Origin of the sequence: Lysinibacillus sp. FJAT-14745 (assembly GCF_001275675.1) — a bacterium.
Taxonomy (GTDB): domain Bacteria; phylum Bacillota; class Bacilli; order Bacillales_A; family Planococcaceae; genus Lysinibacillus.
Genome location: NZ_LITM01000005.1, coordinates 420,041 through 436,563, shown reverse-complemented (window position 1 = coordinate 436,563; position 16,523 = coordinate 420,041). Strand labels below are relative to the sequence as shown.

The following is a 16,523-nucleotide window of genomic DNA, read 5'->3' as shown; positions in this document are numbered from 1 at the left end:
CTATGAAGTTCCGCCGCTAAAAGCATGAGAAGCGCCGCTAAACTAAGGAGTTCCGCCGCTAAAAGCGAGAGAAGCGCCGCTAAACTAGGGAAATCCGCCGCTAAAGCGTAAAAAAGCCGCTTCCTTAAAACAATAGGAAGCGGCCTTGCATTTACATAGTAAAAAGCAAGTGTCGACACTTCCCTCCGCTAGTGTGAACTAGATCAGGTTCAAAGGGTCCGTATATGATCATATACGTCTCAGCCTTTTAAAGACTCCCCTAGTGGTAATTAATAGAATTTTTAGTTTTTCACATAATAATGTAGCATACTACTAAAAATAGTCAATAACTTTCCAGGCTATTCTGTATCAGGATGCAACAGGTGTGGTGCTTTTTTCATTGTCCAAATAAGGGCAAGGAAGAAGCAAGCCATTAAAATAATAGACCCGAATATATAAGGACTGTTCATATTCCAATCGAATAATAAACCTGCTAAAGCTGGACCAATCATATTACCAAGACTCATATACGCATTGTTCAAACCAGCTGCAAAGCCTTGTTCATTCTCAGCAAGCTTTGAAATCAATGTGTTGACAGCTGGACGAATCAATGTCGTAGCTGTAGAGAAGATGGTCGCTACAATTAAAATAAGTGCAAAACCAGATGCGAATAATATTAAGAAAATCGAAATGGCTGCAATAAATAAATTGACTAACACTACTTTCATTTCGCCGAAGCGATTAAACAGCGGTGTAATAACAAACATCTGTACAACAACACCAAAAGCGCCACCCACAACTAATATAATGGCAATATCAGTAGGTGTGTAATTAAACTTATCCGTAACAAATAATGATAATGTTGTTTGGAAGTTAGCAATTCCGAAAGAGAATACAAGCATGATAATTAGCATGACAAAATAAGGCATTCGGACTGAACGTGCCATCTGCTTTGCAAGATTATCCTGCTTCTGCGCTTTTTTCGCAGTGTTCGGTTTTGTAGCAGGTAATAAAAAGAACGATAAAATAGCTGCTAAGATAGCTGCAAATCCAGCAGTATAAAATGGAAAATGCAAACTAACTTTTGAGAGGAATCCACCGATACCTGGTCCGATCATAAAACCCAAGGACATTGCTGCCCCTAGCATACCCATACCTTTTCCTCGTTCCTCATACGTTGTGACATCTGCCACAAAAGCCATTATAGGAGGAGCCACAAATGCAGAACCAAGACCACCTAAAAAGCGTGCCAAGAAGAGCATCCACACATCTGTAGAAAGCCCGAAACCAATTTGTGCAAGTCCTGTTACGATAAGACCGAAAATAATGAGATTTTTTCGACCGTATTGATCCGAAAGATTCCCAGCAATTGGAGAAAATACGAATTGTGCAAAGGCGAACGTTGCGATCAACATACCAAGTATTTGTCCTGCAGCACCAAATAGTTTTAAATACTCAGGCATGACAGGAATAATAATTCCGATACTCCCCATTGCGATAAACATATTAAACATTAAAATATACAAAGCCGCCTTATTAGACTTCTGCTGGGTCATCGAATACCCCTTTCTTTAATCAAATATACTACAGTCTACCACAAGGCTTGTACGTTTGCTATTGACTATAAGTCTGAGATAAGAATTCAGATGACCTTCCGCCAAAACGAGTGGTTGATTTCCGTTCCGACTGGGCGCTTTGTTGCTGCCGCTACGCTTTCGCACAGAGCAGAGCTTCCTGGGGGCGTCCGATGAGCCGCTTCACTCGCTTTGCTCGCTCCAGGGTCTCGGGCCAACACGAGGTTGGTCACGAAGGCGTTATCACAGGACGTGATGGTTTTAGCCTTCGTTCCTCTATCGCTAATCCCCAAGGAGTCGCCCAGTCTCCACTCCAATCAACCACTTCACAAGAATGTATCTTTCTTACATATCACTCTAAATTATAGTAATAAAGCGATGTATCCTAGCCTCTTTTTTCGTTTAGCTAATGGTAGACTTTTATGGGGAAACTGGGTGCAGTATTTGTTTTAATAATTAGAATCCCACACCTGACAGAATATTTTTATAGAAAAATTAAAAAATATAACATCAAAAAAACGCAAGAAATCAACTTTTCTAAAATTGATTTCTTGCGCTTTTTAAGGCTTTCAGTTTTGAGGTTATCGAATACTCATTTTAAATTTTAAAAACAGCTCATTGTATTTGCCTAAATAATCAGGGCCTAGATTTTTATATACCTCTAATTTTTCGCGTTGTTTTTTAGAAGGATAGAAGCGTTCATCAGAAACAACTTTCTTATCCATTAATTTCATCGCTGCAATATTTGGGGTAGAGTAGCCTAGATAACTAGCATTTTTAGCACCGGATTCAGCTTTAAGCATAAAATTAATGAATGCATGTGCACCATCAATATTTTTAGAAGTTTTTGGGATAACCATATTGTCAAACCATAAGTTTGAGCCTTCCTTTGGTACAGCAAAGTCTAAATCTTCATTTTCTGACAGCATATCTGCTGCTTGACCAGACCAAGTGAGTGCCACAGCTGCCTCGTTGTTAATCATCAGCGGTGTAATTTCATCCCCGATAATGGCTTTAACATTTGGTGCCAATGTGATTAGTTTATCAGTAGCTTTACGTAGCTCCTGGGTATTTAAAGAGTTGAGTGAGTAGCCAAGACTGTTTAAGCCCATACCAATTACCTCACGTGCGCCGTCTACTAAAAAGACTTTACGTTTTAACGATGGGTCCCATAAGTCCTCCCAAGATGAGAAGTCTAGCTTTCCAACGAGCTTTGGATTATAGACAATGCCGACTGTTCCCCAGAAATATGGAACTGAATATTTATTGTTGTCATCAAATGGTAGGTCTAAAAAATAAGGATCGATATTTTTTAAATTAGGGATTTTCGATTTATCTAAAGGAATAAGTAAGTTTTCTTCCTTCATTTTTTCAATCGTATATTCAGACGGTACTGCAATATCGTAAGCTGTACCACCTTGTTGAATTTTTGTCATCATCGCTTCATTGGAATCAAACGTCTCATAAATGACATGAATACCTGTTTCTTTTTCAAATTGCTTCAGCAAATCAGGGTCAATATATTCTCCCCAGTTAAAGATTGTTAACGTATTTTTCCCGCTTTTCCCACCGCCAGCGCTTAGGGCGTTAGCAGCATAGAACAAAAGGGCGGAAACGACAAGAATAGCGACTGTTGCTTGAATTAATTGCTTCATTGAGTTCCCCCCGTTCTTTTACTAGTTCGGCTTGTAATGAAGTAATAGCCAATTACGATGATAACCGTAATAAAGAATACTAAACCAGAAATAGCGTTAACCGTTAAAGAAATACCAGCACGTGCCATAGAGTAAATTTCAACAGATAAAGTACTGAAGCCGTTACCTGTCACGAAAAACGTTACCGCAAAATCGTCCAGAGAATACGTTAAGGCAAGGAAGAACCCTGCAAAAATACCAGGTTGAATATACGGCAAAATAACACGCATCATGACATCTTTTTTTGTTGCCCCTAAATCTAATGCAGCATCGATTAATGATTTATTCATTTCTAATAGTTTCGGTAAGACCATCAGTACAACAATTGGGACACTGAACGCAACATGTGCTAATAACACAGAAGTAAAGCCTAATTTAATACCAATAATTGTGAATAAAATTAGAAAGCTTGCACCAATAATGACATCTGGGCTAACAATTAACACATTGTTTAAAGAAAGTAGTGTATTGCGAATTTTTGAATCTTTAACAGTGACAATACCAATAGCTCCTAGCGTCCCGATAATTGTAGAAATCAAAGCAGAGAGTAATGCCACAATGACTGTATTAATGAGAATTACGAGTAGACGTGAATCCTCAAACACCGCTTTATAATGTTCTAACGTAAAGGACTCAAAATTATTCATCGATCCGCCACTATTGAACGAATAGAAGATTAAATAGAAGATAGGTGCATACAAAACGATAAAAACAATCGCTAAATACACTCTTGCTGTAGCAGATAGTTTTTTCATCGTACGCGACCTCCTTTATCCTTTTTCTGTCCTGTAATTAACATAACGATGACCATAAATAAAATTAAGAAAACAGCAATTGTTGATCCCATTCCCCAGTTTTGGGTCACAAGGAATTGTTGTTCAATAGCTGTACCAAGTGTAATAACACGGTTTCCTGCAATTAAACGAGTAATCATGAAAAGTGATAATGCAGGAATAAATACTACTTGAATGCCTGATTTAACACCATCCATTGTTAACGGCAATATAACGCGACGGAATGTAGTAAAGGCAGATGCCCCTAAATCACGTGCTGCATAAATAAGAGCCGGATTTAAACGATCCAATGAGTTGAAAATCGGTAAAATCATAAATGGAATAAAAATATAAACGGATACGAACACAAAGCTAATGTCAGTGAATAGCATTTGCTTCGGATCAAAACCAAATACTTCGATGAATGCATTTAATGGGCCGTACAAGCCGAAAATCCCGATAAAGGCATATGTTTTTAACAAAAGATTAATCCAAGAAGGAATAATAATTAGTAAAAGCCAAAGCTGCTTATATTTCGTTTTTGTTAAAAAATAGGCTGTTGGATACGAAACAAGTAACGTAAAGAATGTAATTAAAAACGCATACCAGAATGAACTTAATGTCATTTTTAAATAGACAGAAGTAAAGAATGCTTTATAGTTATCGAGCGTGAAATTGCCGTGTATATCTAGTAGGGAATAGTAAACAACGAGTGCAATCGGCGCGATAACAAAAAGTGCAATCCATAAAACATAAGGAAATAAGGCTGATTTCGAAGTCTTAGTTTGCATCTTCGTCGTCCCCGTACGCCTCTAAACGTTTATCGAATTCTTCTTCTGTTTCATTTAAGCGCATTACATGAATTGCTTCTGGATCAAAGTCTAAACCAATTTCTGTCCCTACTTCAGCTTTTTTCAATGAATGCACGAGCCATTCATTCCCATCTTTGTCATACGTAGATAATTCATAATGCACCCCGCGGAACAATTGAGTATCAACTTTCACGACAAGTTTGCCTCTATCAATTGTTGTCATTTCTAAATCTTCTGGTCGAATGACAATATCAATTTTTTCGTTTGGTCTCATACCTTGGTCAACACATTCAAAAACTTTACTAGCAAATTCTACTTTGAAATCTTCAATCATCACGCCAGGAACAATATTTGATTCACCAATAAAATCAGCAACGAAGCGGTTAATTGGCTCATCATAAATATCTACTGGTGTTCCAGATTGTTGAATTTCACCTTCACTTAAGACAAATATTTCATCACTCATGGCAAGTGCTTCTTCTTGATCGTGCGTAACAAATACAAATGTTTTCCCAAGTCGTTGTTGTAACTCTCGTAGTTCATATTGCATCTCTGTACGTAGCTTTAAATCTAGAGCAGAAAGAGGCTCATCCAGTAAAATTACTTCAGGATCGTTCACAATAGCACGAGCAATAGCTACACGTTGGCGTTGACCACCAGACATTTCAGAAATTTCACGATTGCTATAGCCTGCTAAGTTAACGAATTTTAATGCTTCAGCAACACGGTTTTTAATTTCACTTTCAGGGAGTTTTTTTATGCGAAGTCCAAATGCGACGTTTTCAAAGACATTTAAATGAGGAAATAACGCATAATCCTGAAAAACAGTATTTACTTGGCGTTCATTTGCTGGCACTGTGTTGATTTTTTTATCATGAAAATAGATATTTCCTGAAGTCGGTTCTGTGAATCCAGCAATCATACGTAATATAGTTGTTTTACCACAACCAGAAGGACCTAGTAGTGTATAAAATTTTCCCTTTTCTAGCTCCAAGTTAATGTTTTTTAAGACGACCGTGCCGTCATTATAGGACTTTGAAACGTTTTCAAAGCGGATAATCGAATTCGTTGTCATAGATGTGCCTCCTTAAGCTATAAATATGAATCCGTTGCGACAAGTAAAATTTTTGTTTCATCAGCATGTGCATTAAAAATTTGATGATGATCTGTCGCGTCAAAATAGAGAGCATTGCCTTCACTCGCTATGTACTGCTCATCTCCTAAAACGAGACGAATACGCCCTTCGACAACATAAATAAATGTTTCCGAGAGTGAGGGCTCAAACTGTTTGAATTCCCCCTCAGCAGCAAGTGTTAAGAAAATAGGCTCCATCTCTTTTTCGTTTGATGTTGGAATAAGCCACTGAATTTCATATTTTTTTTCTTCATCTGTATAAGTGGATTGATCTTCCTCTGTATATACAACCTTTTGTTCAGGTGATTCATCATCGAAAAATTCCTTAGGTGCTGACCCTAATACTTCTAATATTGAAAATAGAGTTTCAATGGAAGGTGAATTTAGATCACGTTCTAATTGTGAGATATACCCTTTACTTAAATCTGTACGTTCTCCAAGCTCCTCTTGGGTAAGACCTTTTTTTAAACGAAGCGCTTTAATTTTTGCTCCTATTTGCATCTTTTCCCTCCTAGAAGAAGTTTAGCAATCATAAACTTTTGAAATACGAAGTTTACTTTAACGAAACTTTTAGTTTACTAAAACCATTACAATTATACATAATAAAAAAGAATTTGCAATCGTTTTTTATGAAAAAAAAGTAGATGAAATTTTTAGAAATCATACATAAATGTAACGTGGAAAAATTTTGTTTAAACTAGAATAAAATTGTTGAAAATAGCTAATAAATAGGCTGTAGCAGCTATTCCATTTGGGAATTTGACGAAAATTTGTCAGATAATTTAAAATGCACGCTTTTGGGGAGCTCACTTGTTTGAAAAACTATGATTACTCTGTTATCGTAGAAGACGAGTTCGCTGGTGCGAATGGAATATATACACTACATATTTAATCGGAGGGATTTATAATGGCAGAACGCATGGTAGGTAAACAAGCACCTAACTTTACAATGGAAGCGGTACTTCCAGACAAATCATTTGGTAAAGTATCATTAGAAGATATTAAAGCACAAGATAAATGGACAGTTCTTTTCTTCTATCCAATGGACTTCACTTTCGTATGTCCAACAGAGATCACTGCAATGAGCGATCGTTACGATGAGTTCGAAGACTTAGATGCAGAAGTAATCGGTGTTTCTACTGATACAATCCACACTCACTTAGCTTGGATTAACACTGACCGCACTAAAAATGGTCTTGGTGAGTTAAAATATCCATTAGCAGCAGATACAAATCACGAAATTTCAAAAGAATATGGTGTATTAATTGAAGAAGAAGGTATCGCACTACGCGGCTTATTCATCATCAACCCAGAAGGCGAATTAAAATACCAAACAGTATTCGATAACAACATCGGCCGTGATGTAGACGAAACTTTACGTGTACTTCAAGCTTTACAAACTGGTGGTCTTTGCCCAGCAAACTGGCGCCCAGGTCAAGCAACTCTATAATTTAGAGTTTAAGATCATTCAAAAATAAAGAGTCCCCACAGCAAGTTTGTGGGGATTTTTTTAAACTTGATATAGAAAAAGGAGAATGTTTTATGAAACTTCGTGAACAAATGCCTGAACTTGTAGGCGCAACAACTTGGTTAAATGGTGAAGTAACAAAAGCGGATTTAGTAGGCGAAAAACCAACGTTAATTCACTTCTGGTCAGTTAGTTGCCATCTATGTAAAGAGGCAATGCCGGATGTGAACAATTTCCGTGACCAATACAAAGATGAGTTAAACGTTATTGCAGTGCATATGCCACGTTCTGAGGAAGATACAAATTTAGAAACAATCAAATCGGTAGCAGCAGAGCATGACATTGTTCAACCAATCTTTGTAGATAGCGAATTAAAGCTAACAGATGCTTTTGAAAATCAATACGTACCTGCGTATTTTGTGTTCGATAAAGATGGTCAGCTTCGTCACATGCAAGCTGGTGGCAGCGGTATGAAAATGCTAGAAAAACGTGTAAATCGTGTTTTAGATGAAATGCGCAACGCATAAAATAGCAGATGAAGAGGCGGGGGATATTTTATTCCTCGTCTTTTTTTATGGAAAACACAATGTTAGTTTCCACTACGTGATTATTTTGGAGCTCAGCATATGTGACGTACCCTGAGCAATCAAGGAGTCAATCTGATGAAAAAGAAAGCAATCCGATGGAGAAGTGACCAGAGCCAAAAGAGGTTGGCCGGATTACTTCCTCAGGCAACCCGAGCGTTTTTGGGTTAACCAGATCACTTAATCGGGCAACCCGAGCAGTTTCGAAGCTAACCAGATCACTTCCTGTGGCAACCCGAGCAATTTTGAGGCAAACCAGCTCACTTAATCGGGCAACCGAGCAGTTTTGGTGCAAACCAGCTCACTTCCTGTGGCAACCCGAGCAATTTCGAGGCAAACCAGCTCACTTCCTGTGGCAACCCGAGCAGTTTCGAGGCAAACCAGATCACTTCCTGTGGCAACCCGACCAGTTTAGTCTCTCACCCTATTAAATCCTGACGACAACCTAGCAAAAAGCCACTAAGCAGAACGGTCCTGTCCAAGGATAGTCTTTTATTGACGAATAGTCTCTTGATTTGACGATACATATAGCAGAGAATACGTTACAATAATGGTATAGTAGTTTTCGGAGGGATTTTTAATGATGAAAAAAGAGTTTGCTGTCATTGGACTTGGACGTTTTGGAGGAAGTATTGTTCGCGAACTAATGAGTCAAGGCGCACAAGTTATGGCGATAGATCATTCCTCAGAGCGGGTTGACGAGTTTGCTTCCATTGCCACACAGGCCGTTATCGCAGATTCGACGGATGAATCGGTATTAAATTCATTAGGTATTCGTAATTTTGAGCATGTTATCGTAGCGATTGGTGAAGATATTCAGGCTAGTATTTTGACGACTATTATTTTAAAAGAAATAGGAGTTCAGCAGATTACTGTAAAGGCTCAGAATGATTACCATGAAAAAGTTTTGCGTAAAATTGGTGCAGATTTTGTCGTGCACCCTGAGCGTGATATGGGGATACGTATTGCCAATAATATGCTGTCTAATACAGTGCTTGATTATTTGGAGCTTTCGGATGAACATTCAATTATGGAGCTTAAGGCCAATGATGCAATTGCAGGTTACTCCGTAATGGATTTAGATATTCGTGCAAAATACGGGATTAATATTGTAGGTCTTAAGCGTGGTGCAGATATCATCGTGTCTCCACAGGCGAGTGATAAAATTTTGCTAGGAGATATTATGCTTGTCATTGGTGCTGACGTAGATATTAACCGCTTTGTCAAAAAGGCATTGAATGGGTAATGAAAATGAATAAAAGAAGATGGAAACTAGTTATATTTGCTGTAATTATTCTTATAGGCGCTTTTACATTGCAGTTTCGCGAAAAAAATGAGGAAGAGGCTATTTCTCACGTTTTAGATCATGCAGCAGAAATTGATGCAATCGAGCTATTTAAAGGAGAGCACTCTTTATTTAGAGCTACAGGTCAAGATGCAACAGCCTATATTGAAAACTATCCTCTAAGCCATATTAAGAAACTAAGCAAAAAAGAACGAACTATATTTGAAGAAAAACCACTCTATCATATTGTCTACGAAATTAAAGGAGAGCCTTTATATGAGGTGGATATTTTAAAGGTCGCTATTAGCTCTGAGCTAAGTGAGGAATTACAGCAGATGGTTTTTAATATTGGGGATCATCAATATTTGATATATTGGGCAAAAGAGAAAAAAGCACTTGAGCAATCAACAAATACGCAACGCTTGCTTGAACAATATGTTAAATAAAAAAGGGTAGTGATAACAGCAACAAGCTGTTATCACTACCCTTTCTTGATAAATTTCTCAGGCTACTCGAGAGACAAACTTGCTTTGACAATACATATAGCAGAGAATACGTTACAATGATGGTATATTAGTTTTCAGTGGATTTTTAAAAAATAGAATCTTCTGTCAATTAACTTAAAAACGTTTAAAGTTTCAAGAAAGCATATGGGGAGTAGGTTTAACACATGTTCAATGTTCGAAAAGATGCGCTATTTAAATTTTTGAAAATTCTATTTCCAGCAGCACTTTTAGCAATAGCAATTTATGAAATTCTACAAACGATAAGTGGGATAGATGTTCATTTGCTTCAGAAAGAAGTCAATGAATTGCAGATATGGAAGCTCATATTTATTCTTTTTATCACCTTCTGTGCCATTACACCGATGATTTTTTATGATGTTATTTTAGTGAAAATAGTAGGAATCAAAATAAACAACCGTCATTTGCTGAATCATTCATTTATTGTGAATACCTTCTCAAATCTTATTGGTTTCGGAGGTTTAGTTGGTGTATTTCTGCGTAATTATTTCTATTCGAAATATAAAGAGGATAAGGAAGACCTGTTAAAAAGCATTGCCTCCGTAACACTCTTTTATTTAACAGGGATTTCGCTGTTAGCTTGGATAATGTATATATTCTTTTGGGACTTCCTGTTGCTAAAAGAAGTACGGTGGTTAAAGATAGCGGTTATTCTTGTCAGCTTATATATCCCGATTTTTATTGCTATGCTTATCATTCGCAATAAAAAAGCAGGTTCTATAAATCCAAAGATCTCTCTTCAATTGATAGTAACTTCAGTAACTGAATGGCTTGCAATCTTTTTAGTTATCTGGATATTAACTTTTATTTTGAAGATACCGATAGGATTATCCGATTTAATTCCCATATTTTTAATTGCTTCCTGTGCGGGGATTGTCAGTATGATACCTGGTGGAGTTGGCTCATTTGACCTTGTTTTTTTATGGGGGACTCAAAGCTTAGGAATCGCTGATGAAAAGGTCCTTTTTCTATTAATTTTGTACCGGATTGGTTACTTTGTGCTTCCATTTTTAGTTTCTTCTCTTTTGTTTGTAAAAGAATATTGGAAACGTTGGAATCAATCATGGGAAGACTTGCCAAATGTTATTATTCAAAGGCTGAGTCACATGTCGTTAACGATATTGGTATTTCTCTCTGGCATTGTATTATTGCTATCAGCGTCGGTGCCAGGTATTTTAAGTCGACTAAAAATAGCTCAAGAATTTTTATCTTCGCCTATCATGCACGTCTCTCATCAATTGACTGTTGCAGCTGGCTTTATTCTCTTAGGGGTAAGTAGGGGGATTAAATATAAAGTAAAAAGGGCATATCAGCTTAGCCTTATTGTGCTAAGTAGTTCTGCACTATTTTCAATGTTTAAAGGATTAGACTATGAAGAAGCTATTTTTTTACTGATTGTTGCAGGACTGTTAATTGCCTCCAAAAAACAATTTTACCGTGAAAGTAACGTTTTGACATGGGGAATCGTTTTGATTGATCTTGCTGCAGTGACATTCATTACAGCGATGTATGTATTGATTGGTTATGTGAACTTACCTACTTCCATAATTCATATTCCAGCCGCTTTGCAAGAATATATCATTACAGATTACCGAGACCTATTTTATAGTGCAGTAATGGGTATCCTAATAGCAATTGTCATTTTTTATATAGGTTTTTTTATCCGCGGTCCTAAGAAAATGGAAAAGCTTTTATCTAGTGAGCAGGAGGAAATCATCAAAAATCATTTGATGACCTATAAAGGGACGGAGTATTCACATTTAATTTTTTTACATGACAAATTTGTACATTGGAATAAAAAAGGTACAGTTTTATTTTCTTATCAAATATATGCTGATAAGATCGTTGTACTAGGAGATCCAGTGGGAGAGGAATCTGATTTTTTATCAGCTATTCAGGAGTTTTTGGAATTGGCTGATAAGCATGGTTATACACCAGTCTTTTATGAAATAAACAATAAAATTTTCCCTTCTTTACATGAGAATGGGTATAGTTTTTTTAAGCTTGGCGAAGAAGCTTTTGTAGATTTAGATAAGTTTACCCTTGCTGGTAAGGGAATGAAGGGTCGCCGAGCGGTAAAAAATAAATTTGAACGAGAAAATTTCACAGTTGAAGTAGTAAGCCCTCCTTACTCACAGGAATTAATGAATGAATTGCAAGAAGTATCAACGAAATGGTTGCAGGGAAGATCAGAAAAAGGTTTTTCTCTTGGCTTTTTTGATGAACACTATTTAAGCACTTCTAGCATTGCCGTTTTACGTGGTGCAGAAGGGGTTATTGGTTTTGCCAGTATCATGCCAATGTACGATAATGGCGAAAGACTCTCAGTAGATCTCATGCGTTTTAAGCCGGGAGCTCCATCTGGGACGATGGATTTCATTTTCCTATCGCTCTTTGAGTGGGCAAAAGCAGAAGGCTATCACGTTTTTAATATGGGAATGTCGCCATTGTCAAATGTCGGACAATCAAGGTATTCCTTTTTGAGTGAAAAAATTGCAGCACAAATATTTTTACATGGACAGCACTTCTATCATTTTAAAGGATTAAGAAACTTTAAATTAAAATATGCAGATTTTTGGGAGCCAAAATATATAGCGTATCGAAAGAAATCTTCATTGCCATTTACAATGGCACAAGTCACACTTTTAATTGGCAAAAAAAGAAAATAGGTAGCCAAGGTCTAACGTTGCTTGCTTAGAGGAAAGTGGGAAGCTGATTAAGGAATTTAAGGAGTCTGTGCTACTAGCATAATTAAACGCATTGGTCACACAGCCAATACAAAAAAAGATGCATTGCAAAATAACTTTGCGATGCATCTTTTTTGATGGATTTTTATCGTCGGAAGAATGGTAAGGGCCGGAACGCCGAACATCGCTGATAAAAGAGCCAGAATCGCTGATAGGACATCGAACATCGCTGATAAAAGAGCCAGAATCGCTGATAAACCATCAAACATCGCTGATAAAAGAGTTAGAATCGCTGATAAACCATCAAACATCGCTGATAAACCATCAAACATCGCTGATAAACAACAAACAAAGCCGGTAGAAGCAAGAAATCAGCGTTTCTAAAATTGATTTCTCGCATTTTTAAGGTTCAGTCCAATTTTGTTCTAGCCTCTTTTGAATAGTTTTCATTGGACTTCATCACAAGATAAAATATATGGAAAAATTGTAATTTTATAATTGATTTTACACAAGGGCTTTGTAATAATAGAGAAAATTTAATTCTAGATGAAAGATTAATAAAAAAATAAAACTTATTAGGGGGAGGGAGTAGTTTGCGTATTCCGAATAAACTAACAGTGGGTGATGAGATACGGGTAATCGCACCTAGTCGTAGCGCTGCAATCATCACAGTAGAAGGCGTTGAACAAACAAAGAAAAAGCTTGAAGAGTTAGGCTTTACAGTATCCTTTGGTCGACATATTTTTGAATGCGATCTTCAGAATTCATCATCAATTGAACATCGAGTTGCTGACATTCATGATGCCTTTCGTGATGAGAGTGTAAAGGCTGTATTAACAGTCGTTGGTGGTTATAACTGTAATGAGGTATTACCCTATTTGGATTACGACATGATAGCAAATAATCCAAAAATACTTTGTGGTTTCAGTGATATCACAGCTTTAGCAACCGCCATTACAAAAAAATGCGGATTTGTTACGTATTCAGGCCCTCATTTTTCAAGCTTTCTTATGGAAAAGGCACAAGACTATCAACTATCCTATTTTCAAAAATGCTTAATGGAAAATAATCCGTATACGATTAAAGCTTCAAGTATTTGGAGTGATGATGCATGGTATTTAGATCAACATAATCGTCATTTTGAAGCGGGTAGCTGGAAGGTTTATTCTGACGGAGAAGCAAGTGGACAATTATTTGGTGGAAATTTATGTACGTTAAATCTACTTCAAGGGACACCTTATATGCCAGATTTATCGAATAGTATTTTATTTGTAGAAGATGATGAAATAGTTAATCCAGAAATATTTGCTTGGGACTTCACCTCACTATTACAAGCTACTAGCAATATAAAAGGTATTGCGATAGGGCGTTTTCAAAGAGCTTCTAATATGACAGAGGAGCAGCTACATTTTATTTTAGATAAGCATCCAAGTTTGAGAAGAATTCCAGTACTATATGATGTAGATTTCGGACATACACAGCCAATCTTTACTTTTCCTATCGGTGGGGAAATTCAAATGAGCACGAAAGATTTAGTGATACATGTCGCTAAGTTTTAGAAAGAAGGAGGAATCAAGATGTTAATAAGAGAGGCAATATGTGAAGATGCTGAACAGATCATAGCTGTCATAAAAAATGCGGAAGAGTCTAATTTTATGTTATTCGGGCCAGGTGAACGAAAGCTAGAGACTGAACAATTTACTAAATTTATCGAGAATATTAACAAAAACAGTCATTCAGCTTTATTTATAGCTGAAATAGAAAAGAGTGTAGTTGGTTATTTAATTGTTCTAGGTAATAATATGCCATCTAGAGTTTCACATCGAGCTTATATTGTCGTAGGCATCCATAGTGATTTTAGAGGAAAAAAGATTGGTACCGCATTATTTAGTCACCTTGACGATTGGGCAAAAGGAAAGGGGATGCATCGCTTGGAACTGACAGTAATGGCGAATAACACTGCAGGCGTAGCATTATATGAAAAAATGGGATTTGAAATTGAAGGGACTAAAAGACATTCCTTATATGTAGATGGTGAGTACATTGATGAATATTATATGTCAAAATTATTGTAAAACAAAAGGAGTGTCTGTATGAATTCGATAAGAAACAGTAGTAGTATAAATATCGGTATTTTTTCACCATCTTCACCAGCATCCGTCAGTGCCCTTTCTCGATATAAGCGTGCAAAAGCTTTTCTTGAACAAAGAAATATAAACTTAATTGAAGGAAGTCTAACTGGTAAATCTGATGTCTATCGCTCTGGCACTCCAAAAGAGCGTGCTGAAGAATTAAATGAATTACTACGAAATCCTAACGTCCACATCATCATGTCGACAATAGGTGGTACAAATTCAAATAGTATGCTGCCATATATTGATTATGAGGCGTTTCAAAGCAATCCAAAAATCGTTGTTGGTTATTCTGATGCAACGGCAATTTTACTGGCACTTTACGCAAAAACAGGAATTACAACATATTACGGTCCAGCCTTAGTTCCTTCCTTTGGTGAATTTGAGCCATTAGTCAATGATACATATCAATTCTTCGAGAACTACTTCGTTAAATCACAGTCATTACCTTACGAAATTCCGATGTCCACATATTGGTCAGATGAACCTGTCAATTGGCTAGAAAAAACGGTGGAAAAAAAGTTATATAAGAATGAATGGCTGACGGTTCAAGAAGGAGTTGCTGAAGGTAGATTAATTGCTGGGAATGTAAATGCTATGTATGGATTTATTGGTACTTCTTATTTCCCGAAAATTAATGATGGAGATATCTTATTAATAGAAGATTGCGCTAAAAATACAGCCATCGTTGAGAAAAATTTTGCGATGCTGAAATTACACGGAGTATTTGAAAAAATAAGTGGCATTATTTTAGGCAAACATGAACGTTATGATGATTTAGGGACTGAGCGTAAGCCATATGAAATACTGCTTGAACAGTTAGACGGCATTGATATCCCGATTTTAGCAGAATTTGATATTTGCCATACTCACCCGATGCACCCAATTGCTATAGGTAAACTAGTAAGATTAGATGCTACGGCTAAAAAAGTCTATTGTATTGAGAAATGGTTGTAAATTAAATAAGCCCTACAGATTTTTTGCAGGGCTTAGTCCAATTATGAATTAACATAGTCATCATCTGTAATAGCATACATTTTAACATTTTGATGAATGCCCTTAACAAACATACTTTTTCGTAATATCCCCTCAAAAAGCATCCCTGATTTCTCCATTACTTTTTGTGATCCAATATTCTCTTCAAAGCATCGCGCTTGAATTCGCACTAATCCTAATTCGTTAAAGCCAAAGTCGATTAGTTTTTTTGCCGTTTCAGTCGTTATCCCTTGATTCCAATAATCTTCAGAAAGAACGTAACCAATCTCCGCAAATTTATGTGTCGTATTAATCGACACGAAGTCAATGGTGCCAATCAATTTTTGCTCATATTCAATACCCCAAAAAAAGTGTTGACCTTGTTGGTAACCAGATAAAATCAATGCAATAAAATCCTTTGTTTCATCTAAACTTTTATGTGCGTCCCATGTCACATAACGAGCTACATGTTCACTAGAAGCATAAAGAAACATGCTTCTACGTCATTCAGTGTAATTGGTCTTAATGTTAATCTTTCTGTCTTTAAAACAGGTACTGCTTGTTTGAAAATGTTGTCGCTCATAAAATTCCTCCTTAAAAGCGTTTGAGTGTATTTAATTATAACAAGATTTGTAAATTTTAGTTATGTTGTTTATTTGAGATTGAGAGGGGATGAACTTTTTTAGTAGCAACAGTGTTTACTTATATATTTAATGATTTTTCGCTGTTGAGTAAAGTATGAGGATGCTTGAAAAAATGCGAAAATTTAATGTGATGCACTATTAGGAGATTTACATTGTAAATAGGTTTACTCAAGTGACAGGTAATATATTCAGATGTTTGGGATGACATTTTGTTACAAACGTTTATCATGTGGATAAGTTGATTGAAGTGGCCTTGGG

16 protein-coding genes and 1 riboswitch are annotated in these 16,523 nt (G+C 36.6%); of the genes, 8 read left to right on the top strand and 8 right to left on the bottom strand.

Features of this window, described 5'->3' with window-relative positions:
• Positions 1-163: 163 nt before the first annotated feature.
• A riboswitch (TPP riboswitch) is annotated at positions 164-271 on the bottom strand.
• Between the two features lie 67 nt (positions 272-338).
• The 6 genes from AMS59_RS09410 to AMS59_RS09380 all read right to left on the bottom strand — a co-directional run bounded on the left by AMS59_RS09410 (position 339) and on the right by AMS59_RS09380 (position 6,467).
• On the bottom strand, positions 339-1,535 hold the full coding sequence (locus tag AMS59_RS09410; protein WP_053483473.1) for an MFS transporter: 1,197 nt from the start codon (positions 1,533-1,535) through the stop codon (positions 339-341).
• A gap of 599 nt (positions 1,536-2,134) precedes the next feature.
• Positions 2,135-3,208: a PotD/PotF family extracellular solute-binding protein gene (locus AMS59_RS09400; protein ID WP_053483471.1), complete on the bottom strand. Its 1,074-nt coding sequence runs from the start codon at positions 3,206-3,208 to the stop codon at positions 2,135-2,137.
• A complete protein-coding gene (locus AMS59_RS09395; RefSeq protein ID WP_053483470.1) occupies positions 3,205-4,002 on the bottom strand; it encodes an ABC transporter permease in 798 nt (265 codons plus the stop codon). Before AMS59_RS09395 ends, AMS59_RS09400 begins: the two co-directional genes overlap by 4 nt.
• Positions 3,999-4,811, bottom strand: a complete 813-nt coding sequence (locus AMS59_RS09390) for an ABC transporter permease (RefSeq protein ID WP_053483469.1) — start codon at positions 4,809-4,811, stop codon at positions 3,999-4,001. The genes AMS59_RS09395 and AMS59_RS09390 overlap by 4 nt, the downstream gene beginning before the upstream one ends.
• Positions 4,801-5,907, bottom strand: coding sequence for an ABC transporter ATP-binding protein (locus AMS59_RS09385; protein WP_053483468.1), 1,107 nt, complete (start codon positions 5,905-5,907; stop codon positions 4,801-4,803). The genes AMS59_RS09390 and AMS59_RS09385 overlap by 11 nt, the downstream gene beginning before the upstream one ends.
• Positions 5,908-5,924: 17 nt before the next feature.
• Positions 5,925-6,467 (bottom strand): helix-turn-helix domain-containing protein, encoded by a 543-nt coding sequence (locus tag AMS59_RS09380; RefSeq protein WP_053483467.1) that lies wholly within the window; start codon positions 6,465-6,467, stop codon positions 5,925-5,927.
• 406 nt (positions 6,468-6,873) lie between these two features.
• Between AMS59_RS09380 and AMS59_RS09375 the strand changes: the two genes are divergently transcribed.
• From AMS59_RS09375 to mprF, 5 genes are all read left to right on the top strand, one after another.
• Positions 6,874-7,416 (top strand): peroxiredoxin, encoded by a 543-nt coding sequence (locus AMS59_RS09375; protein WP_053483466.1) that lies wholly within the window; start codon positions 6,874-6,876, stop codon positions 7,414-7,416.
• 92 nt (positions 7,417-7,508) lie between these two features.
• Complete coding sequence (locus tag AMS59_RS09370) at positions 7,509-7,961, top strand: redoxin domain-containing protein (RefSeq protein WP_053483465.1); 453 nt, start codon at positions 7,509-7,511, stop codon at positions 7,959-7,961.
• A 640-nt stretch (positions 7,962-8,601) separates the two neighbouring features.
• Entirely contained in the window at positions 8,602-9,264 is a 663-nt protein-coding gene (locus AMS59_RS09365; protein ID WP_053483642.1) for a TrkA family potassium uptake protein, read from the top strand.
• A gap of 5 nt (positions 9,265-9,269) precedes the next feature.
• On the top strand, positions 9,270-9,749 hold the full coding sequence (locus AMS59_RS09360; RefSeq protein WP_053483641.1) for a hypothetical protein: 480 nt from the start codon (positions 9,270-9,272) through the stop codon (positions 9,747-9,749).
• 224 nt (positions 9,750-9,973) lie between these two features.
• Positions 9,974-12,496, top strand: a complete 2,523-nt coding sequence (gene mprF / locus AMS59_RS09355) for a bifunctional lysylphosphatidylglycerol flippase/synthetase MprF (RefSeq protein WP_053483464.1) — start codon at positions 9,974-9,976, stop codon at positions 12,494-12,496.
• A 95-nt stretch (positions 12,497-12,591) separates the two neighbouring features.
• On the opposite strand, the gene AMS59_RS24990 is transcribed toward mprF, so the two are convergent.
• Positions 12,592-12,846 (bottom strand): hypothetical protein, encoded by a 255-nt coding sequence (locus tag AMS59_RS24990; RefSeq protein ID WP_156304595.1) that lies wholly within the window; start codon positions 12,844-12,846, stop codon positions 12,592-12,594.
• 261 nt (positions 12,847-13,107) lie between these two features.
• On the opposite strand from AMS59_RS24990, the gene AMS59_RS09345 reads away from it, so the two are divergent.
• From AMS59_RS09345 to AMS59_RS09335, 3 genes are read left to right on the top strand one after another with little or no spacing between them, the layout of a single operon-like run.
• Positions 13,108-14,073, top strand: coding sequence for a S66 peptidase family protein (locus tag AMS59_RS09345; RefSeq protein WP_053483462.1), 966 nt, complete (start codon positions 13,108-13,110; stop codon positions 14,071-14,073).
• An 18-nt stretch (positions 14,074-14,091) separates the two neighbouring features.
• Entirely contained in the window at positions 14,092-14,589 is a 498-nt protein-coding gene (locus AMS59_RS09340) for a GNAT family N-acetyltransferase (RefSeq protein ID WP_053483461.1), read from the top strand.
• Between the two features lie 18 nt (positions 14,590-14,607).
• Positions 14,608-15,603: a S66 peptidase family protein gene (locus AMS59_RS09335; RefSeq protein WP_053483460.1), complete on the top strand. Its 996-nt coding sequence runs from the start codon at positions 14,608-14,610 to the stop codon at positions 15,601-15,603.
• 41 nt (positions 15,604-15,644) lie between these two features.
• On the opposite strand, the gene AMS59_RS09330 is transcribed toward AMS59_RS09335, so the two are convergent.
• A complete protein-coding gene (locus AMS59_RS09330) occupies positions 15,645-16,115 on the bottom strand; it encodes a GNAT family N-acetyltransferase (protein WP_369814316.1) in 471 nt (156 codons plus the stop codon).
• Between the last annotated feature and the right edge of the window lie 408 nt (positions 16,116-16,523).